20 protein-coding genes are annotated in these 19,077 nt (G+C 68.5%); 13 read left to right on the top strand and 7 right to left on the bottom strand.

What is annotated here, in order from left to right; all coding sequences use genetic code 11:
* Positions 1 to 7: 7 nt before the first annotated feature.
* From WFI54_RS03260 to WFI54_RS03250, 3 genes are read right to left on the bottom strand one after another with little or no spacing between them, the layout of a single operon-like run.
* The gene (locus WFI54_RS03260; RefSeq protein ID WP_336651353.1) at positions 8 to 340 is read right to left on the bottom strand and encodes a branched-chain amino acid transporter permease; all 333 of its coding nucleotides are present in this window, start codon (positions 338 to 340) and stop codon (positions 8 to 10) included.
* The gene (locus tag WFI54_RS03255; protein ID WP_336651352.1) at positions 333 to 1,085 is read right to left on the bottom strand and encodes an AzlC family ABC transporter permease; all 753 of its coding nucleotides are present in this window, start codon (positions 1,083 to 1,085) and stop codon (positions 333 to 335) included. Before WFI54_RS03255 ends, WFI54_RS03260 begins: the two co-directional genes overlap by 8 nt.
* A 43-nt stretch (positions 1,086 to 1,128) precedes the next feature.
* Complete coding sequence (locus WFI54_RS03250; protein ID WP_336651351.1) at positions 1,129 to 1,506, bottom strand: DUF1844 domain-containing protein; 378 nt, start codon at positions 1,504 to 1,506, stop codon at positions 1,129 to 1,131.
* A gap of 277 nt (positions 1,507 to 1,783) precedes the next feature.
* On the opposite strand from WFI54_RS03250, the gene infC reads away from it, so the two are divergent.
* The 5 genes from infC (at position 1,784) to WFI54_RS03225 (ending at position 4,198) form a co-directional block, all read left to right on the top strand.
* Complete coding sequence (gene infC, locus WFI54_RS03245; RefSeq protein ID WP_442918360.1) at positions 1,784 to 2,347, top strand: translation initiation factor IF-3; 564 nt, start codon at positions 1,784 to 1,786, stop codon at positions 2,345 to 2,347.
* Between the two features lie 78 nt (positions 2,348 to 2,425).
* The gene (gene rpmI / locus WFI54_RS03240) at positions 2,426 to 2,620 is read left to right on the top strand and encodes a 50S ribosomal protein L35 (protein WP_024356294.1); all 195 of its coding nucleotides are present in this window, start codon (positions 2,426 to 2,428) and stop codon (positions 2,618 to 2,620) included.
* Positions 2,621 to 2,668: 48 nt separating this feature from the next.
* Positions 2,669 to 3,052: a 50S ribosomal protein L20 gene (rplT, locus tag WFI54_RS03235; protein ID WP_024356295.1), complete on the top strand. Its 384-nt coding sequence runs from the start codon at positions 2,669 to 2,671 to the stop codon at positions 3,050 to 3,052.
* Between the two features lie 76 nt (positions 3,053 to 3,128).
* Positions 3,129 to 3,938 (top strand): TrmH family RNA methyltransferase, encoded by an 810-nt coding sequence (locus WFI54_RS03230; protein WP_336651350.1) that lies wholly within the window; start codon positions 3,129 to 3,131, stop codon positions 3,936 to 3,938.
* Between the two features lie 110 nt (positions 3,939 to 4,048).
* The gene (locus WFI54_RS03225; protein WP_336651349.1) at positions 4,049 to 4,198 is read left to right on the top strand and encodes a hypothetical protein; all 150 of its coding nucleotides are present in this window, start codon (positions 4,049 to 4,051) and stop codon (positions 4,196 to 4,198) included.
* Positions 4,199 to 4,321: 123 nt separating this feature from the next.
* Here the strand turns inward: WFI54_RS03225 and WFI54_RS03220 are convergent, their stop codons facing one another.
* From WFI54_RS03220 to WFI54_RS03205, 4 genes are all read right to left on the bottom strand, one after another.
* Positions 4,322 to 5,722: a Dyp-type peroxidase gene (locus WFI54_RS03220; protein WP_336651348.1), complete on the bottom strand. Its 1,401-nt coding sequence runs from the start codon at positions 5,720 to 5,722 to the stop codon at positions 4,322 to 4,324.
* A complete protein-coding gene (locus WFI54_RS03215) occupies positions 5,709 to 6,320 on the bottom strand; it encodes a copper chaperone PCu(A)C (protein ID WP_336651347.1) in 612 nt (203 codons plus the stop codon). Before WFI54_RS03215 ends, WFI54_RS03220 begins: the two co-directional genes overlap by 14 nt.
* Entirely contained in the window at positions 6,317 to 7,006 is a 690-nt protein-coding gene (locus tag WFI54_RS03210; protein WP_336651346.1) for a copper resistance CopC family protein, read from the bottom strand. Before WFI54_RS03210 ends, WFI54_RS03215 begins: the two co-directional genes overlap by 4 nt.
* 126 nt (positions 7,007 to 7,132) lie before the next feature.
* The gene (locus WFI54_RS03205; protein WP_336651345.1) at positions 7,133 to 7,789 is read right to left on the bottom strand and encodes a hypothetical protein; all 657 of its coding nucleotides are present in this window, start codon (positions 7,787 to 7,789) and stop codon (positions 7,133 to 7,135) included.
* 228 nt (positions 7,790 to 8,017) lie between these two features.
* Here WFI54_RS03205 and WFI54_RS03200 point away from each other — a divergent pair, with 228 nt between their 5' ends.
* The 8 genes from WFI54_RS03200 to WFI54_RS03165 all read left to right on the top strand — a co-directional run bounded on the left by WFI54_RS03200 (position 8,018) and on the right by WFI54_RS03165 (position 18,994).
* A complete protein-coding gene (locus tag WFI54_RS03200; RefSeq protein ID WP_336651344.1) occupies positions 8,018 to 8,800 on the top strand; it encodes a LamB/YcsF family protein in 783 nt (260 codons plus the stop codon).
* Complete coding sequence (locus tag WFI54_RS03195) at positions 8,800 to 10,617, top strand: 5-oxoprolinase/urea amidolyase family protein (RefSeq protein WP_336651343.1); 1,818 nt, start codon at positions 8,800 to 8,802, stop codon at positions 10,615 to 10,617. Before WFI54_RS03200 ends, WFI54_RS03195 begins: the two co-directional genes overlap by 1 nt.
* A gap of 19 nt (positions 10,618 to 10,636) precedes the next feature.
* A complete protein-coding gene (gene pheS, locus WFI54_RS03190; protein WP_336651342.1) occupies positions 10,637 to 11,725 on the top strand; it encodes a phenylalanine--tRNA ligase subunit alpha in 1,089 nt (362 codons plus the stop codon).
* Complete coding sequence (pheT, locus tag WFI54_RS03185; RefSeq protein WP_336651341.1) at positions 11,725 to 14,313, top strand: phenylalanine--tRNA ligase subunit beta; 2,589 nt, start codon at positions 11,725 to 11,727, stop codon at positions 14,311 to 14,313. The genes pheS and pheT overlap by 1 nt, the downstream gene beginning before the upstream one ends.
* Positions 14,314 to 14,622: 309 nt before the next feature.
* On the top strand, positions 14,623 to 15,033 hold the full coding sequence (locus tag WFI54_RS03180; protein WP_336651340.1) for a RidA family protein: 411 nt from the start codon (positions 14,623 to 14,625) through the stop codon (positions 15,031 to 15,033).
* A 164-nt stretch (positions 15,034 to 15,197) separates the two neighbouring features.
* The gene (locus WFI54_RS03175) at positions 15,198 to 16,124 is read left to right on the top strand and encodes a VOC family protein (protein WP_336651339.1); all 927 of its coding nucleotides are present in this window, start codon (positions 15,198 to 15,200) and stop codon (positions 16,122 to 16,124) included.
* A gap of 336 nt (positions 16,125 to 16,460) precedes the next feature.
* Entirely contained in the window at positions 16,461 to 17,102 is a 642-nt protein-coding gene (locus tag WFI54_RS03170) for a hypothetical protein (protein WP_336651338.1), read from the top strand.
* Positions 17,099 to 18,994 (top strand): YhgE/Pip domain-containing protein, encoded by a 1,896-nt coding sequence (locus tag WFI54_RS03165; RefSeq protein WP_336651337.1) that lies wholly within the window; start codon positions 17,099 to 17,101, stop codon positions 18,992 to 18,994. The genes WFI54_RS03170 and WFI54_RS03165 overlap by 4 nt, the downstream gene beginning before the upstream one ends.
* Positions 18,995 to 19,077 lie beyond the last annotated feature (83 nt).

The following is a 19,077-nucleotide window of genomic DNA, read 5'->3' as shown; positions in this document are numbered from 1 at the left end:
GGATCGTTCACCAGAGGTTGAGTAATAGCACGTAACAGGCGGTGCCGGCCGCGATGCTGAGCAGTGCCCGTCTGCCGAGGAGTAGGTGCACGGCGACGGTCACCGCAGTAGCGATCGCGAGTGCCCAGAGCTCACCGGGGCGGGCGATGAACTCGTCACGCAGCACCACGACCACCAGGATCAGCAGCAGCCCGGCGGGCATCCAGGTGCCGAGCCGTTGCACGAGCCTCGACTTGCGCAGTGGCTTCAGCACGGCGAACGGGATGGCGCGCAGCCCGAGGGTGATGACACCGCCCAGTGCGACTGCCGCGAGTAGGTACCAGACAGGCGCGTCAGGCATCGTCGTCGCCTCCGCTCGTGCTGCGGGCGTCCGAGTGCCGGCGCCTCCAAAAATGGCGTGCGATGAGGAGGGCCGTGAAGATCATCAGTCCCACAATCAGCGGCGAGTCCGGCGCGACGACGATCGCCACGGTTACAGCCAGTCCGGCGAGTGCGATCGACGGGATCTCGCGGCGGCTCCGCGCGGCGTCGAGGGTCATCACGATGAACAGCGCGTACAGTGCGAACTCGAAGCCCTCGATCGGGTTGGGCAGTGAGGAGGCGACCGCCGCGCCCACGAGACCGCCGGCCACCCAATACGCCTGCATGGTGAGCTGCCCGGTCACGATCCGCGTCGAACTGAGCTGCTGGGGCGGCATCAGCGCGTAGGTGGCGTAGGCCTCGTCTATGAGCGCGTAGACGGAGTAGGCCCGCGGCCACCCTCGCCGTACATGTGACAGTGGGAAGGAGAGTGCATAGAAGACGTGCCGGAAATTGAGTGCGAAAACGGTGGCGGCGATGGTGATGAGCGGCGTCGCTGAGGCGAGCATGCTCACCATGAGCAGTTCCACCGATCCCGCGAAGATCCCCACTGAGAGTGCAGGGGCGAGCCACCAAGGCAGGCCGGCTTGCACGACCAGCATGCCGAGCGCCACTCCGAGAGGGAAGATGCCGATCCCCACCCCGAGAGAATCGCGCATGCCCTGCGCGACCCCGGCCCGCGCAGGACGTCCCTGCTCAGCGGTGTCGGCGGCGGTCGAAGGCACGGCAGATTCAGGTATCGGCTGATGAGTGGCGGGGGAGACCCGCTCAGATGACCGAGCCGGTGTACTTCTCACCCGGGCCGGCGCCAGGGGCGTCGGGAATGGCGGAGGCTTCGCGGAAGGCGAGCTGCACCGAGCGCAGGCCGTCGCGCAGCGGCCGAGCGTGCGAATCGCTGATCTCGGGGGCGCCGGCAGTGATGAGGCCTGCCAGGGCATTGATGAGCTTGCGTGCCTCATCGAGGTCGGTCTGGGTCTCGGGGTCGTCGGCGAGACCGCACTTGATCGCGGCAGCGCTGAGCAGATTCACCGCGGCTGCGGTGATGACCTCGACCGCGGGCACCTCGGCGATGTCGCGCGCCGCCTGAGCCGCGGTCTGCGCCTCGGCCTCGTGGATCGATGCGTCCTGCTGCGGGTTCTCGCTCATGATGTCCTGACTATTCGATGAATATCTGTGCTAAAGTTGCCTGTGGTTCTCGGCTACTTGCCGAGATGCGGAAGAGGAGATTCTCCCACCCGGCACCGCCTTCAAGGTTACCGGGTAGTTGGCACCCCGCCGTTCGCGGCAGCTTACAAGGGTGCGGGCAGCGCTTGCGCGGCCCTGATCTCCCTCCGTCGCTCCGAACCGGGGCGCACTTCACCTGAGATCAGAGGAGCCGGCGATCAGCGATCCCCGTACGAATGACAGAATCCGCGTCCCCGAGGTGCGACTGGTAGGACCCAGTGGCGAGCAGGTCGGGGTCGTCCCGATCGAGACTGCGCTGCGCATGGCGGCCGACGCCGATCTTGATCTCGTTGAGGTTGCCCCGAACTCGAAGCCTCCCGTGGCGAAGATCATGGACTTCGGCAAGTTCAAGTACGAGGCAGCTCAGAAGCAGAAGGAAGCCCGTCGCAACCAGGCCAACACGGTTCTCAAAGAGGTCCGTTTCCGCCTGAAGATCGACAAGCACGACTACGAGACCAAGACGAAGCGTGCCATCGGCTTCCTTGCGCAGGGCGACAAGGTGAAGGCCATGATCCTCTTCCGCGGCCGCGAGCAGTCGCGTCCCGAGATGGGCGTGCGCCTGCTGCAGCAGTTCGCCGAAGACATCGCCGAGTTCGGCACCGTCGAGTCGCGACCCCGCATCGACGGCCGCAACATGGTCATGGTGATCACCCCGGTCAAGAACAAGTCCGAGGCGAAGGCCGAGCAGAACGCCCGCCGCGCCGAGGAGAAGGCCATCCGCAAGGCGGACAAGGCGGCAGGGCCCGCCCCCGCCGGCGAGTAATCTACGGCGCACTGCCTCGCGCAGCTGCCCCGTGCAATACGCAGCCGTTCGCGGCGCGCACACAACAAGGAGAAATCGATGCCCAAGCAGAAGACCCACTCGGGGGCCAAGAAGCGCTTCAAGCTCACCGGCTCCGGCAAGCTGATGAAGCAGCAGGCCGGCATGCGCCACAACCTCGAGGTGAAGTCCTCGAAGCGCAAGCGCCGCCTGAACGCTGAGCAGGTGCTCGCCAAGGGCGACGCCAAGCAGGCGATGAAGCTCCTCGGCCACTAAGCCGCGAGCACAAGCTTTCACCTGAGATTTTCGTAAGGAAGAACTGAAATGGCTAGAGTCAAGCGGGCAGTAAACGCCCACAAGAAGCGTCGCGTTATTCTCGAGCGCGCCGAGGGCTACCGCGGACAGCGTTCGCGCCTGTACCGGAAGGCGAAGGAGCAGGTCACCCACTCGCTCGTCTACGCGTACAACGATCGTCGCAAGAAGAAGGGCGACTTCCGCCGCCTGTGGATCCAGCGCATCAACGCCGGTGCGCGCGCGAACGGCCTCACCTACAACCGCTTCATCCAGGGCCTCGGCCTCGCGGGTGTCGAGGTCGACCGCCGCATGCTCGCCGAGCTTGCTGTCAACGAGCCCGCCGCTTTCGCGACGCTCGTTGAGGTTGCCAAGAACGCTCTCCCCGAGGACACCTCGGCACCGAAGGCTGCGTAAGCACCTGACGTTCTGAAGAACCCCGTCACCGGCTCGGTGACGGGGTTCTTCTGCATCCCGCGGGTAGTGTGGACGGGTGAACGATGCGATCCTCAGCAACCCGAAGGCCCCCCGGATCAAGCGGGCCGCCGCCCTCGTGCGCAAGAAGGAACGCCACGAACAGGGGCGGTTCCTCGTAGAAGGGCCGCAGTCAGTGCGCGAACTCCTCGTGCACCGGCCGGAACTCGCAGAGACCGTCTACGCCTCAACAGGCACCGAAGCCTGGCAGCACGAGATTGACCGCCTCGCCTCAGACGCCGGCGTGCGGATCGAACGGGCCACCGATGAGGTCATCGCAGCGATGAGCGAAACCGTCAACCCCCAGGGCGTTGTCGCGGTGGCGCAGAGCTGGCGCACCGACCTCGCAGAGACACTGCGCGGTGCGCGGCTCGTCGCGATCCTGCACGAGATCAGAGACCCTGGCAACTCCGGCACGGTGCTGCGTGCCGCCGATGCGGCCGGTGCCGACGCCGTGATCTTCTCGGGGGAAAGCATCGACCCGTTCCACCCGAAAGTGGTGCGCTCGACGACAGGCTCCCTATTCCATCTGCCGGTCGCCGTCGCGTCCACGCTCGCAGAGGCCATCGACGCCGCGCGAGCGGCCGGGCTCACCTCACTGGCGGCCGACGTGCGCGGTGCGGAGCTGCTCGAGGCTCGCGCGGAGGGGCTGCTCGAAGGCCCTGTGGCCTGGGTGTTCGGTAATGAGGCCCGTGGCCTCAGCGAAGCCGACCGTGGCTTGACCGATCGCTCGCTCAAACTGCCCATCTACGGTGCAGCCGAGTCGCTGAACCTGGCTACCGCCGCGAGCGTTCTGCTCTACGAAACCGCCTTCTCGCAGCGCGGATAGCGCGTTCCCGCCAGGCGCACCCGGCGGCTACGACGATCTCAGTCTGTGGTACTACCCGCGGGGTACTGCGGGCCGATGCGGTGCCGTGGCGGCTCGGCGACGATGGAATCATGAGGTTCATCACACTCCTGCGCCGCCCCGTCATCCTCGTGCCGACTGCGCTCCTCACCGCCTGCCTGCTCGCAGCTGGCATCGCCTCGGGCGCCTGCGCATATCTGGGGCAAGCGACGCAGGCCCTCGCCGCAATCCCACTGCCGTAACGGCGCTGCTGCTGGAGCGGCCGAGCTGCAGGCCCGGCTCAGCAGCTGCCGTGATCCGCCGCCGCGATCCGCCACCACAGCCGCAGTGCCGAGCCCGCGACCCGGGCCCGGCACCGAATGCGGCTATGCGAACAGCGACGCCCCCAGCGTCTGCCCCGCCCGGAAACCAGGCAGCACCGCGAACACCGCCGAGCCGACGTGGGTGACCCACTCGTTGAGCAGATCGGCCTCGTCCAGCCGGCGTTGGATCGGCACGAACTGCGTGAGCGGATCGCGTTGGAAACAGCCGAACAGCAGCCCCGCCTCATGCCCATCATCGTAGTTCGCGGCCCGGCGCACGATCCGCTCGGACGGATCCGCTGAGTGCGCTCGGCGAATATGCGAGGCTACGGGTATCACGCTCAAGCCCCGCTCATCCTTCGCCGCAAAATCGGCGGGCGTGTGTTCACCGGCGCCCTCGGGGGCGCTCAGCGGCGCGCCGTCGAAAAGCCTGCGACCCACAGCCTGCTCGCGGCCGGGGCGATCCACCCGGTCCCAGGTGTCGAGCTCCATGCGGATCCGCCGCAGCACGAACGCGGAACCACCCGCAAGCCAGCCAGCATCTCGGCCCAACCACACCAGCCCCGAGAAGCCCGGATCCGCCGGGGCCGGATTCACGGTGCCGTCGAGCTGCCCCATGAGATTGCGCATCGTGGTGCCGTCACCCTCGGAACCGCGTGCACGGCGGAAGCCGCGCTGCCGCCACAACGGCTCGGCGAAACTGGTGAGATCCCGATCCAGCATGCGGGCCGCATGCGAAATCGGCAGCGGATCGTCGGCCTCGATCGCCAGCAGCAGATCGCCGCCATCGAAGTCTCCGCTCAGCCGGTCCCTCTCAAAGCTCGGCAGCGGACCGAGCCACGGCGGCCGAGCAGCACCGGCGCGGTCGACCAGTGCTGGCCCCACCCCGACGGTCACCGTCAGCCGAGCCGGCCGCGCGGCCAGCTCCGGCTCCGGGTCTGCGAGCGGCGCCTCACCCGAGGTGAGCCCCTCGATGTCGCCCGTCAGCACCCGGAACATGCGGCGCAGCGCTGCCGCATCGGTGCTCGGCAGCAGACGGTACGCGGCGTAGTGCACATGAGCGGCGGGCACTGTGGTGACCCCAGCCTGGTGTGCGCCGTGGCAGGGCAGCGTCTCACCGCCGAAACCGGGCAGATCCCCGCCCGGGCCGAGCGAGGGTTCGGTTTCAGCTGCCGCAGCAGCCCCCGGAGGCGGGGGATCGGCTGCGCTCCTGGCCGCGCCGACGCCGAGCGTTCCGCCAACGCCCAGCACGGCCCCGAGCCCAGCTCCGAGAGCACCGCTTGTGAGCAGCGCCCGGCGACCGATCTGGGGGCCGGAAGGCGGCCCCGCGGTGGGACGCGCAGCTGCGCGCCCCACCGCGGCCGAGCCGGGATCTGAGGAGCCGGGGTCTCCGGAGGAAACGGTGCTCCCCGTGGCGTCGGGCTGGGTTGAGGCTGTGCGAGGCGCGGGCTCAGTGCCCGGCATGGCCGTCCTGCTCACCGGATTCGCTGTGCTCGCCAGAACCGCTGTGCTCACCGGTGCCGCCGTGCTCTCCCATGCCGCCGTGCTCGCCCGATTCGTCGTAGCTCTCGTTGGCTCCCGAGTAAGCCTTTACCAGCACCGAGAAAGAGATGCTGCTGCCATCGGTGAATGTGATCGTGATGGGCACTTCCTCGCCCGCGAGCAGGGCAGCGGTGAGGCCCATGAGCATGATGTGGTTGCCGCCAGGCACGAACTCGATTGAGTCGCCTGCCGGCACGGTGACGTCGCCCGCGATTTCTTGCATCACTCCGGCCGAGGTCACCTCATGCAGTTCGGCGCTGGCCGCCGACTCACTGGTGACAGACGCGATCACAAGATCCTCGTCACCGTTGTTTTCGAGGGTGCCGAACACACCCGTCATGCCGCCCTCATCGCCGGCTTTCGCCCAGCCGTCGACGAAGTCGGTGTTCGGTGCGCCAGCTGCGCTGGTGTCGCTCGTGGGCGCGGAGGTTGAGCAGCCGGCCAGCAGGAGCACGGCTGCGGAGAGCGCTGCCACAGAACGGGCGGCGCGGCTGCGAGTGAGGGAGCGAACGTTGATCATGCGCGGTCCTCCTTGTTTGCGGCGTCGGCGTTCATGCCTGCGGCGCGTCGGCGCTGGCCGATGAGCACCGCGGCGAGTGCGCCGCCGGCGACGAGTACGGCGCCGATGGAGATCGCTGCGATGGCGCCTGTCGACAGGCCGCCCTCTTCGGACGTCGTGTCGGTGCCGTGGTCGGCGCTGTCGTGGCCCTCGCCCTCGTGGGCGGCATCGGTGCCTTCGGTGGGTTTCTGCTCGGAGCCTTCCGTGAGCCTCTGGTCAGGTTCAACGAGGGCGGCCCCTTCGGCCTGCCAGGCATCGGGCTTTGACAGTCGCAGCACGAAGGACCCGTCGATGGGGTGGCCGTCGCTCGACACGACGCGCCAGGCCACGTCGTAGTCACCCTCGGGCAGATCCGCGGTGAGCGGCTGCACCACGTCGGGCCCGGCGATCTGAGGTGCCCCATCGGTCATGTCGGCACCGTCGGCCGAGGTGACGACGATCTCGGTGCCGACCTCGATGATGCTGTTGCTGAAGCTCAGGCGGATCGCGTCGACGCGGCCATCATCGGTGGCGACGATGCTGCGGTCGACGAGTTCGTCGTGGGCGAGCGTCGGAGAAGCGACGCCGAGGGTGAGGCCGATCGCGGCGAGCGCCGCGAGGCCGAGGCTTGCGATGCGGGTGCGTCGCGGTGAAGCAGTGGTGTGCATGGTTGTCTTTCTCGTTCGACCCGGGCAGCACGGCGTGCGCGCATACGGCACTGCAGTGCTCCGGGCGGAGTTCTGGTGAGTGAGGGTATCGCCGTGCGCGCTCGCAGCGCGAGCACGGGCGCACCCCTATGCGGAGAACGAGAGCGCGGGAGGGCCGCGGTGACTGATCGCGGAGTGGGCGGAGGTGCGTGTGCGTAGCGGCGCACGGAAGATGAGGGGGCGGATCGCGGGGCGCCACGACACTGCGACGAGCCGGGGGCGGGGCCGCGGCAGCACGCGACGCACGAGGCGGCCGAGGGCGAGCCAGGCGTGCTCGCCGCGGTGCAGCAGTGCGACGGTGAGCACTGCCGCGATGGCGTGGCCGAGCCACATCGCAGCGTCTGCTGAGGCCGGGGTCGCGACCTCCGGCGCGAAGTTCTGCAGTGCGGCGAGGTGGGCGGCGTGCGGCGAGACCGCGGGGCCGGTCTGGGCGGTGCCGACGAGATCGATACCGGCGAAGATCCAGTGGTAGAGGAATTGCGCGATGCCCACGGCCGCGGCGAGCCGCCACAGTGAGGCGATACGGCCCGCAAGAGCGGTGCAGAGCGGGAGGGCGAGGATCGCGGTCACCGCGACCGCCGGCCAGGTGATCGCACCGCCGGCGATCCCGTGTGAGGCCGCGGCGAGTAGCGTGGCCGCGAGCGCACCCGCCGCACCCCGCGCGGTACGCGCACCACGGCTCATGGGGATGCGATGCGAGACGGCGCTCCCATGAGCGCGCTCCTGCGACCGCAATCCCTGCATACCCATCAGTCTACTGCTGCGCCCGCGCTGCCCGAGCCACGCCCCGCACTCCGCCCTACCCCCACCTGCATCGAGGTCACCCGTGTGGTCGTTTGCGGGCCGGGGAAACGACCACACGGGTGACCTCGACGCATCAGCGGTGCGGATCGGGTGGGCTAGTGGCAAGCAGGCTGCGGGAGAATAGGAAGGAGAGGCGCGCTGCGCCGCCGGTTTCGTCGAGGAGGGTGCATGTCCCGCAGTGAGCAGACCCGGGAGATGACCGGCCGCATCGACCTGAACAGCGATCTCGGCGAGTCGGGCGGCGGGCGGGTGTTCGACGACGCCGCGGTGCTGCCCTCCATCTCGAGCGCGAACGTGGCGTGCGGGTTCCACGCGGGCGAGCCGGGAGGCATCCGCCTCACCTGTCGTCGCGCCGCCGAGCTGGGGGTGACGGTGGGGGCGCATCCTGGCTACCGCGACTTCGAGGGCTTCGGCCGCCGCTTCATGGATGTCGACCTGAGCGAGCTGACCGACGAGGTGATCTACCAGATCGGCGCGGTGCAGGCGGTGGCGCGCAGCGTGGGCACCGAGGTGCGCTACGTGAAGCCGCATGGTGGGCTCTACAACGCCGTCACGGTGCGCGAAGATCAGGCGCGCGCGGTGACGCGGGCCATTCTCGAGCTCGACGATTCGCTGCCGCTGATGGTGCTGCCCGGCTCGGTGATCGAGCGGGTGGCGCGGGATGCGGGGCTGCGCACCGTCACTGAGGCCTTCGCGGATCGCGGCTACCTGCCCGACGGCACGCTCGTGCGCCGGGGGCTCCCCGGCGCGCTGCTCGCGCCGGAGGCTGCTGTTGCGCAGGCGCTGCGGATCGCCACTGAGGGGCGGATCATCGCGCTTGACGGCACCGAGCTCGCCATCGCAGCTGACAGTATCTGTCTGCATGGCGACGATCCGGCGGCGGTGCGACTCGCCCGTGAAGTTCGTGCTGCACTTGAAGGCGTGGGTGTCTCGATCAGGAGCTTTGCGTAGTGTTCGCCGGCGGCGTGTTCCGGGTGCGGCCCGTCGGCGACCGCGCCTGCATCGTCGAGCTGCCGGACATCGACCGGGTGCTGGGCGTCGCCGCCCGGCTGCGCGAACTCGACCCCCCGGGCATGATCGACGTCGTGCCCGCCGCCCGCACGGTGCTCGTGGTCTGCGTCGATCGCGCGGCGGTGCGACGCGTCGCCGAGACGGTCGCCGGGTTCGACGAGCGGATCTCGGCGGGTGAGGCTGCCGGTGACGAGGTGACGATCGACGTGGTCTACGACGGCGATGATCTCGTCGAGGTAGGCGAGCTGACTGGGCTCGGCCACGACGGCGTGATCGCCGCTCACACGGAAACCGCGTGGCGCGCGGCCTTTGGCGGATTCGCACCGGGTTTCGTTTATCTCGCCGGCGGCGATCCACGTCTTGAGGTGCCTCGCCTTGCCTCGCCACGCACCACGGTGCCAATGGGTTCAGTCGCACTCGCGGGCGGCCTCTCGGCCGTCTATCCGGGGGCGTCGCCCGGCGGCTGGCGGCTGATCGGGCGCACGGGTGAGCGCATGTGGGACGAGGCCCAGGATCGCCCGGCCCGCGTCGCGCCCGGCGACACAGTACGGTTTCGTGCAGTGCGGGAAGTCGTGCGCCTTGCGCTGGGGGAGGCAGGCGGTCAGGCACCCCGCGATCCGCGCCTCAGGAAATCAGTAGCCCAGGCAAGCCCCGCCGCACCCGCTGCCCAGCCCGCCCTTACCGTGCTCGACCCGGGCCTGCTCACCCTCGTGCAAGATGCTGGGCGCCAGGGCCACGCCGCTCTTGGCGTTACCGCATCGGGCGCGCTCGACCGCGGCGCACTGCAGCGAGCCAACCTCGCGGTCGGCAACGCGCCCGGCGTTGCCGGACTCGAACACCTGAACGGCGGCCTCGTGCTGCGGGCGCATCGCGCGCTGCGGATCGCCGTGACCGGCGCCGAGGCCGAGATCAGAGTCGAATCTGCCGAACCCAGTGTGCCGCGCGCCGTGCCGCTCGGCGACGCCGTCGAGCTGAGCGCTGGAGAAACCTTGCACATCGGGGCCCCACGGCGCGGCCTACGAAACTACCTTGCCGTGCAGGGCGGCCTCGCGACGGGGCGCGAGGTGCTCGGCAGCGCCGCGTACGACAGCCTTTCGGGGCTCGGAACGCCTCCGCTTAGCTCGGGCGACATGCTCGCGCTCGGGCCGGAACCGGGGGGAGCGCGCCCGGATTCGGATCTCACCCGATCCGCCGCCCAGCCCCCGACCGCGCGGCGCGCCGTGCTGCGCTTCGTGCCGGGCCCTCGCGATGACTGGTTCACCGCCGACGCCCGCGCTGCCTTCATCAGCCAGGCGTGGCGGGTCTCGCCGCGATCCAACCGCGTCGGCCTCCGACTCGACGGCGATCCGCTTACCCGCTCCCGCCCGGGAGAGCTCGCCACTGGGGGAATGACCCGTGGCTCCGTGCAGGTGCCGCCGAACGGCCTGCCGGTGCTCTTCCTCGCCGACCACCCCGTCACCGGAGGCTACCCGGTCATCGGCACCGTCATCGACGCCGACCTGGATCGCGTCGCGCAGCTGGCTCCCGGCGCCGAAGTGCGCTTCCACCCGGTCGACCCCGACGAACCCGGCGAACCCCTCGGTCTCGACGCCCCCGTGCCCGAAACGGTCTCGTTCACGATCGAGATCGACGGCCGGCGCCACCGAGTCACGGTGTCCGGCGCGCTCGCCGCGGCGCTCAACCGACTGAACGCGGCGGGTGACCGGGCCGCCCTCGCCGAATTGCTCGTCGAAGTGGTGGGGAAGGCCAGCCGCTGAACCGGTAGAATGGTGCCTCGTGTCAGCGAGTGAAACGAACCCCGCAGGGGCGGGCGAGGCCCAGCAGCCGCAGCCGTCCAACCCGATCACCCAGCCAGCGGTCGACGCCGCCGTCGAAGCGGCCCTCGCCGCCTTCGCAGCAGCAAGCTCCGTCGCAGAGCTGAAGGCCGCCCGCACCGAGCACGCCGGTGAGGGCTCCGCCATCGCGAAGCTCAACGCGCTCATGCGTCAGGTGCCCAAGGAGGAGAAAGCCGCCACCGGCAAGCTGATGGGCCAGGCGCGCGGCCGCATCGAGGGCGCCTACCAGGGGCGCGAGACCGAACTCGCCGAGCAAGAAGCAGCCGCCCGTCTCGTCGCCGAGACCGTCGACGTCACCGCGGCGCCCGTGCGCCGTGCCGCAGGCACCCGCCACCCGCTCGCCCAGCTGCAGGAAGAAGCCTCCGACATCTTCATCGGCATGGGCTGGGAGATCGCGGAAGGCCCCGAGATCGAGCACGAGTGGTTCAACTTCGACGCCCTCGGCTTCGACCCCGACCACCCCGCCCGTGCCATGCAAGACACCTTCTTTGTTGAACCCGCCGACCGTCACCTGCTGCTGCGCACCCACACCTCGCCGGTGCAGATTCGTGCGCTGCTCGAACGCGAACTGCCCGTCTACGTGGTGGCCCCCGGCCGCGTGTACCGCACCGACGAACTCGACGCGACGCACACACCCGTGTTCCAGCAGATCGAGGGCCTCGCGATCGACCGCGGCCTCACCATGGCTCACCTGCGCGGCACGCTCGAACACTTCGCCAGGCAGATGTTCGGCGACGAGGCGAAGATCCGCCTGCGCCCCAACTTCTTTCCCTTCACCGAGCCCTCCGCCGAGATGGACGTGTGGCAGCCCAACGCCAAGGGCGGCGCACGCTGGGTCGAATGGGGCGGCTGCGGCATGGTCGACCCGAAGGTGCTCCTCGCGGCAGGCATCGACCCCGAGGAGTACCAGGGCTTCGCGTTCGGCATGGGCATCGAACGTACCCTGCAGTTCCGCAACGACCTCAACGACATGCGAGACATGGTCGAGGGCGACGTTCGCTTCAACCGTCAGTTCGGAGGACTGGTCTAATGCGCGTTCCACTCAGCTGGCTCGGCGAGTTCGTCTCGCTGCCCGACGACGTCACCCCGGAGCAGGTGCACGCCGACCTCGTGCGCGTGGGCTTCGAGGAAGAGTCGATCCGCCGATTTGATGTCACCGGCCCCGTGGTCGTCGGCGAAGTGCTCTCGCGCGAACCCGAGGAGCACTCCAACGGCAAAACCGTGAATTGGTGCCAGGTGCGCGTCGCCCCCGAGGGGGAGCGTGCCGCCGACGGCGGCGAAGACGTGCGCGGCATCGTCTGCGGTGCTCACAACTTCGAAGCGGGCGACAAGGTGGTAGCGACCCTGCCCGGCGCCGTGCTGCCGGGCGGATTCGAAATCGCCGCCCGCAAGACTTACGGCCACGTCTCCGACGGCATGATCGCGTCGGCGCGTGAGCTGTCGCTCGGCGACGACCACGACGGCATCATCGTGCTGTCACGCCTCGGCTTCGACCCTGCGCAGCTCGTGCCCGGCACCGATGCGAAGGCGCTGCTCGGCATCGATCAGACCGCTGTCGAAATCAATGTCACCCCGGATCGCGGCTACGCCTTCTCCATCCGCGGCGTCGCCCGTGAATACGCTCACGCCACGGGGGCCGCCTTCACCGATCCGGCGCTCGCGAGCGATCCGGCCCCCGCATCGGGCTTCCCCGTCACCCTCGCCGATGACGCACCCATCCGCGGGCGCGCAGGAGCGACAGGCTTCGTGACCCGCGTCGTGCGCGGCATCGACCAGTCGCGCCCCACGCCGGCGTGGATGGTGGCGCGCCTGCAGCTCGCGGGCATTCGTTCACTGTCGCTCGAGGTCGACATCTCGAACTACGTGATGCTTGAACTGGGTAACCCGCTGCATGCCTACGACCTCGCGAAGCTGCAGGGCGGCATCACGGTGCGTCGCGCGCAAGCCGGCGAAGAGCTGGTGACGCTCGACGGTCAGAAGCGCGCACTGCACCCCGAAGATCTCGTGATCGTCGACGACTCCGGTGTGATCGGCCTCGCGGGCGTCATGGGCGGCGAATCCACCAAGGCAGACGAACACACCACCGACGTGCTCATCGAGGCAGCCACCTTCGACCCCGTGTCGATCGCGCGCTCCTCGCGCCGCCACAAGCTGCCGAGCGAGGCGTCCAAGCGCTTCGAGCGAGGCGTCGATCCGCTCGTGGCGCGCGCCGCAGCGCAGCGCATGGTCGATCTGCTCGTGGAGCTCGCCGGCGGCACTGCCGACGAACTCGGCTGTGACATCGTCGCACCGTGGGAGGCCCCGGAGGTGCGCCTGCCGATGGCGAGCGTCAATGGCCTGCTCGGCGCCGACTACAGCGACGACGAGATCCGTGGCGCGATCGAGATGATCGGCTGCGAGGTTTCGCTGGCGGAGCCCGGTGTGCTGCTCGTCTCGCCGCCCAGCTGGCGCAGCGACCTGTCGCGCCCCGCAGATCTCATCGAAGAGGTCGCCCGCATCGTCGGCTACGACCGCATTCCCTCGGAACTGCCCGTCGCCCCTGCCGGTCGCGGGCTCACCCGAGAGCAGCGCCTGCGCCGTCGCGCGGCGAACGTGGTGACCGCTGCCGGTCTCGACGAGGTGCAGAGCTACCCCTTCGTGTCGCGTGCGCAGCTCACCGCGTTCGGCGCGGGCGCAGAGCCCGCTGACATCGACGCCGATGCTCCCGTCGATGCGGTGCGCCTCGCGAACCCGCTTGACGGTGAGGCGCCGTTCCTGCGCCGCTCGCTGCTGCCGGGCCTCGTGACCGCAGCGCAGCGCAATGTGTCGCGCGGCATGACCGATGTGGCGCTCGTCGAGTTCGGTGCGGTGTTCGAACCGTCAACCGCAGCTGGCCAGATCGGCACCGAGACGGTGCCGCCGCTGGCCGAGCGCCCCTCCGACGAAGTGCTCGCTCAACTGAACGCTTCGATTCCAGCTCAGCCGCGCCGCGCCGCCGGTCTGCTGCTCGGGGAAGCCGTTGCCAAGCAGCCGGGCGAGGCTGCGCGCGCCTTCGACTGGGCTGACGCCCTCGACGCGGCCCGCACGGTTGCCAGTGCGGTGTCGGCGGAGCTCGTGGTTTCGCAGGGCGCGCATCGCGCGTTCCACCCGGGCCGCACGGCTGAGCTGGCGATCCGCGTAGCCGATGACTCCGATGGTGACGAGGGCGGTCTTGAGGTCGTGGGTGTCGCGGGTGAGCTGCTGCCTGAACTGGTGGCAGCGCATCACCTGCCCGGTCGTGTCGCTGCTTTCGAGCTCGACCTTGACCGTGTTATCGCGCTCGCTCCGCGTGAGCCCGAGACTGCTCCGCTGTCGAGCTACCCTGCGGCCACGCAGGATCTCACCCTTGTGGTCGCCGATGAGGTGCCTGCTGGTGATGTGCTCGCCGTTGTGGTGGCGGGAGCCGGCGAACTGCTTGAACAGGCGCGGATCGTCGACGATTACCGCGGCACCGGCATTGAGGAGGGGCAGAAGGCGATCACCTTTGCGCTGCGCTTCCGCGCTGCCGACCGCACCCTGAAAGCCGAAGAGGCGAGCGAGGCGAAGCTCGCGGGTGTCGCCGCGGCTGAGCTGGCCTTCGACGCGAAGCTGCGGGAGTAGGGGCCGGGGGCGGTTCCCGCCACCGATTGGTTCCTTGGCGGATCCTGAGCCTCTTGGTCTCTCGGTCTCTCACGAACTTGCCCGCGCATCTTCGGCACTATTCCCGGATAGTGTCGCAGATGCGCGGGCAACTGTCGTCTTGAGGTGGTTCTGGCGCATGCGTCTGCGCAACTGCGGTGCAGCGCTCGGGGCTTGACCTGCGGTGCACGGCTGGGTGGGATGTTTGCCGATGCTGCCTGTGCTCGGGTACGACTGGGGTGGGTGCGGCATGTGCCGTGCGCCGCAGGCAGAGCGCGAAGGAGCGTCGCAGTGAGCGTTGAACTATTGAGCCCGGAGGGGCTGGCTCAGGAGGTGCCGTTTCGGCACGTGGCTGTCGGCACAGGCAGCCGCACGGTGTGCGTTGCCGGGCAGGTGTCTGTGAATGCGCAGGGTGCGGCGGTCGCGCCCGGTGATTTGAGTGGCCAGGTGGCGCAGGCGTTGCGCAATGTTGCGGCGGGCCTGGCCGGGGCGGGCGCAAGCTTCGCCGACGTGGTGCGGCTGCGGTTCTACCTCACCGATTGGCGCACCGAGAAGCACGATGATTTTTTGGCCGGAATCGCGGCGGTTGCGCAGGAGCTCGGGATCCCGCAGCCGATGCCGCCCGCAACGCTGATCGGTGTTGCGGCGCTGTTTGAACCGCATGTGCTCATCGAGATCGAGGCGACCGCGGTGCTTGATTGAGGCGGATCGTAGGCGGTGCTTGATTGATGCGGATCGCGGATCGTGGCCGCGTGTGATCGTAGCTGTGCGCGGATCGCAGGCTGAGCTCGCGTGAATGCTGTCTTTCCGTTGTCAGTGTCGGTGGTTGCGAGGATACTGAAGAGCACCATCGCGAGGAGGCGATCATGACCGCTCAGAAGATCATTCCCAACATCTGGTGCAACCGCAACGCCGAGCAGGTCGGTGATTTCTACGCGCGGGCCTTTCCGGGGGCTAGCTCGACGGTCGAGGCGCGCTACCCGGATAGCGGCCTGCTCGACTTCCAGCTGGAGTTCGCGGGCGCGCCCCTTACCGTGTCGGTCGACATCCCTGATCCGCGACGCGCCGACACGACGCGCCTGACGCTCATCAACGCGGGCGACGAGTTCGCGCCGAATCCGTCGATCTCGTTCATGCTGAACTTCGATCCGCTCATGTTTGGCGGCGACGAAGACGCCGCGCGGGCGCAGCTCGACCAGCTGTGGAGCCTGCTCTCCAAGGGTGGCAGCGTGCTCATGGATTTGGGGGAGTATCCGTTCAGCCGACGCTACGGCTGGGTGCAGGATCGCTTTGGCGTGAGCTGGCAGCTCATGCTCACCGACCCCGCAGGCGAGCCGCGTCCGTTCATCGTCCCGTCGCTCATGTTCTCCGGGCGGGCGCAAAACCGGGCCTCGGAGGCCATAGATTTCTACACTGCCGTGTTCAGTGACGCTGCGGCGGGCGGCCGCTTCCCCTACGGTGTACCCTCGGGGCCGGCGAGCGCAGAGGCGCTCATGTACGGCGATTTCCGTGTGGGCGGGCAGTGGTTCGCGGTGATGGATTCGGGTGTTGAACAGCCGTTCGACTTCGGTTGTGGGGTCTCGCTCGAAGTGCAGTGCGACGATCAGGCTGAGATTGACGCTCTGTGGGAGGCGCTCTCAGCGGTGCCCGAGGCTGAGCAGTGCGGCTGGCTTGCGGATCGCTTCGGTGTGAGTTGGCAAATTGTGCCGGCAAACATGGGGGAGCTGATGCAGCGCCCCGATGCCTACGCGCACATGATGGAGATGAAGAAGATCGTGATCGCCGATTTCTGAAGCCGGGGTCTGCCGGTCGGGTTCTGCAGGTGGGGGGCTCGGGTTGTAGGCGGGGGTCGGGTTCCGTAGATGAGGTTGGGTTTTGCAGGTGGGGCGGGCGGGTTCTTTGGGAGGGGGCTCGGGTCTGGGGGTAGAACACGGCCCGGCACGGGAGGGCGTCTGCGAGTCCGGCTTCGCACCTGCACCTTACGTCTGGGGTGCGCGGAGAGAGGTTCTGGCGGCGGTACACTCCGGAGTGCTGATGTGCAGTGGAAAGAGTCGGAGGGAGCCCGAATGCGGGTGCGTGCGAGTTCGGTGAGCAAGGGGCCGGGTGGTCGGGCCTTGCCTCCTACCGAGGTGCACTTGGCTTCGGGCACTGCGGTGTTCGTCGAGGCCGAGACTGCCCAGCGGCCCACGGTGCTCGGTCTCATCGTCACCGGCCGCATGCGGCCCGACTCGGGTGAGGTGACGATCGACGGAGCCCCGGATGCGCGGGCGCTGCGGCGTCGGCTGGCCCTTGTCGACGCGCCCGAGGTGAGCGAGCCGCACGGTGACGTGCGCCTCGCTGACGTGGTTGCTGAGGAGCTGATGTTCGCGGGTCGCCCCCGCGGTCCGTTTGCGGTGCGACGTGTGCTCGAAGATCTGGGTGTTGCGCAGCACGCGCGCACGCCGATGGCAGATCTCCCTCCGGGCGCACGGGTGCGGGTGCTGTGCGAGCTCGCACTCGATCGACCGGGCACTGATGGCCTCGTGCTCGTGTCGCCGGATCGTCATGGCGGTGACCCTTCGGAGTGGTGGGCGATTGCTTGCGATCTGGCGAGCCGGGGGGCTGCGATTCTGGTGATCGCGGGTCTCGCTTCTCGAGCTGCGATCACCGCGGCTCCCGGTGGTTGGGGCACGGGCGAGGTTGCCCCGCTGCGTGCTGATGGTCCAGTCTCCCAGCACCCACTGACACCCGCGGAACACCAGGTGCACCCGAATGGGGAGGATCGCCCGTGAAGATTCCGCAGATGATTCGTTCGGAGTTTTCGCGGCTGTGGGCGACACCGATGGCCCGCATCGCCTTCGTTGCCTTGATGTGCGTGCCGCTGCTCTACGGTGGCCTCTATCTGTGGGCGAATCAGGATCCCTACGCGAAGCTCGATCAGGTGCCTGTTGCACTTGTGGTGTCTGATGTCGGGGTGCAGCAGGGCGATGCGCGACGCACGATCGGTGACGAGGTCGCCCGCAACCTCATCGAGGATGGCAGCTTTGACTGGCATCGGGTGTCGGCACGGGAGGCTGCGCGCGGGGTTGAAGATGGCGCCTACGATTTCTCGGTCACCCTTCCCCGTGATTTTAGTGAGGCACTGGGTTCGTCGCGCGGTGATGATCCGCATCGTGCCGAGGTGATTCTCACGACGAACGACGCCAACAGCTATCTGGCGTCGACGATCGGCGAGCAGGCCGTGAAGCAGATCCGCCAGCAGGTGGTGCGGTCGGTGAATCAGGAGGCGGCACGGTCCATGCTCGACGGCGTGGCCGAGATCCGGGTGTCGCTTGTGGATGCTCGTGATGGGGCTGCGCAGCTCGCAGATGGTGCGGCCACGGCGCAGGATGGCGCGCACCGCCTCGCAGACGGCGCTCAGCAGGCTCACGCCGGCTCGTCTGAGCTTGCGAGTGGGCTGGGCCAGCTGCGCGACGCAACGGCGCAGCTGCCAGCGCAGAGCGAGCGGCTTGCGAGTGGCGCGGCGCAGGTGGCTGATGGGAACGCGCAGGTGGCGCAGCTGGGTCGTGAGGTTGCGGGTGCGAGTGCTCAGGCGGTGGATCGTCTTGCCGCTGATCGTGATGCCATTGTCGCGGATCTCGCCGCGGCCGGCGTCGATCCTGCGGTGGTGGCGGCTGTCGAGCAGCGGCTGAATGGCGCTGGGGCGGTGCTCGGCGAGGCGAACAATCGCGTGCAGGGTGCGAGCGCTCAGCTCGACGCACTTGCTTCGGGTGCCCGGCAGCTTGCTGATGGATCCCGTGCGCTCGCTGATGCGAGCCCGCAGCTGGCCTCGGGGATTGCTTCGGCGGCTGATGGGGCGGCCCGGCTCGACAGCGGTCTCGCGGAGTTGGATGCTGGTGCGCAGACCCTCGACGGGGGGCTGGGCGCCTTGCTCGATGGCACTGCGCAGTTGCGTGATGGGCTTGCGCAGGGGGTGGAGCAGATCCCGGATAGCAGCGAGGAGTTGCGGGGTCGGCAGGCTGCGAACATTGCGGATCCAGTTGACGTGCGCACCTCGAAGGTGACCTCTGCCGGCACGTATGGCGCGGGTCTTGCTCCGTTCTTCGTGAGTCTGGCGGCGTGGATCGGTATTTATGCGCTCTTCCTGATCTTGAAGCCTGTTTCGCGGCGTGCGGTTACCGCGCTTCACGCGCCTGTGCGGGTTGCGATTGCGGGCTGGGCGACGCCTGCGCTGCTCGGCGCGGTGCAGATGTTGGCCCTGTTCGGGATTGTGGCAGGGTCGCTCGGGTTCGGGGTGACGCATCCGTTGCCGGCGTACGCGTTCATGGCGCTCGCGTCAGCCACCTTCGCGGCGATCATTCTTGCGTTGAACGTGTGGCTCGGCAGTGTCGGGCAGTTCCTCGGTCTGGTGCTGATGGTGTTGCAGTTGGTCACCGCGGGTGGAACATTCCCATGGCAGACGCTGCCTGCTCCGCTGGCCGCGCTGCATCATTATTTGCCGATGTCGTTCGCTGTTGATGGGCTGCGGCAGCTGATGTACGGCGGCGATCTGGGGCATGCGGGGGCCGACGCTGTGAAGCTGGCGCTGTTCTTGGTCGCTGCGGTGCTGCTGGCGGCGCTCGGGGTGGCTCGCATGATGCGTTCGCGCACGCTGCGCGATCTGCAGCCGAGCCTCATCGGCTAGGACTACCACCCCGGTTTGCGTATACACAAATGGCAAATTCTCGCATTTGATTGCAGTAATGCGCGCTTTGTGTATACGCTGAT

Origin of the sequence: Leucobacter sp. MMO-125, from assembly GCF_037148395.1 — a bacterium.
GTDB lineage: Bacteria > Actinomycetota > Actinomycetes > Actinomycetales > Microbacteriaceae > Leucobacter.
Note: the sequence above shows the minus strand (reverse complement) of the source record. Positions and strands in the feature narration are given on the sequence as shown.

What these genes read in the sequence shown, in the direction of transcription:
- WFI54_RS03260 (WP_336651353.1), bottom strand. Translation starts at nt 340, where the DNA reads ATGCCTGACGCGCCTGTCTGGTACCTACTCGCGGCAGTCGCACTGGGC.
- WFI54_RS03250 (WP_336651351.1), bottom strand. Translation starts at nt 1,506, where the DNA reads ATGAGCGAGAACCCGCAGCAGGACGCATCGATCCACGAGGCCGAGGCG.
- rpmI (WP_024356294.1), top strand. Translation starts at nt 2,426, where the DNA reads ATGCCCAAGCAGAAGACCCACTCGGGGGCCAAGAAGCGCTTCAAGCTC.
- rplT (WP_024356295.1), top strand. Translation starts at nt 2,669, where the DNA reads ATGGCTAGAGTCAAGCGGGCAGTAAACGCCCACAAGAAGCGTCGCGTT.
- WFI54_RS03225 (WP_336651349.1), top strand. Translation starts at nt 4,049, where the DNA reads ATGAGGTTCATCACACTCCTGCGCCGCCCCGTCATCCTCGTGCCGACT.
- WFI54_RS03220 (WP_336651348.1), bottom strand. Translation starts at nt 5,722, where the DNA reads ATGCCGGGCACTGAGCCCGCGCCTCGCACAGCCTCAACCCAGCCCGAC.
- WFI54_RS03215 (WP_336651347.1), bottom strand. Translation starts at nt 6,320, where the DNA reads ATGATCAACGTTCGCTCCCTCACTCGCAGCCGCGCCGCCCGTTCTGTG.
- WFI54_RS03210 (WP_336651346.1), bottom strand. Translation starts at nt 7,006, where the DNA reads ATGCACACCACTGCTTCACCGCGACGCACCCGCATCGCAAGCCTCGGC.
- WFI54_RS03205 (WP_336651345.1), bottom strand. Translation starts at nt 7,789, where the DNA reads ATGCAGGGATTGCGGTCGCAGGAGCGCGCTCATGGGAGCGCCGTCTCG.
- WFI54_RS03200 (WP_336651344.1), top strand. Translation starts at nt 8,018, where the DNA reads ATGTCCCGCAGTGAGCAGACCCGGGAGATGACCGGCCGCATCGACCTG.
- pheT (WP_336651341.1), top strand. Translation starts at nt 11,725, where the DNA reads ATGCGCGTTCCACTCAGCTGGCTCGGCGAGTTCGTCTCGCTGCCCGAC.
- WFI54_RS03175 (WP_336651339.1), top strand. Translation starts at nt 15,198, where the DNA reads ATGACCGCTCAGAAGATCATTCCCAACATCTGGTGCAACCGCAACGCC.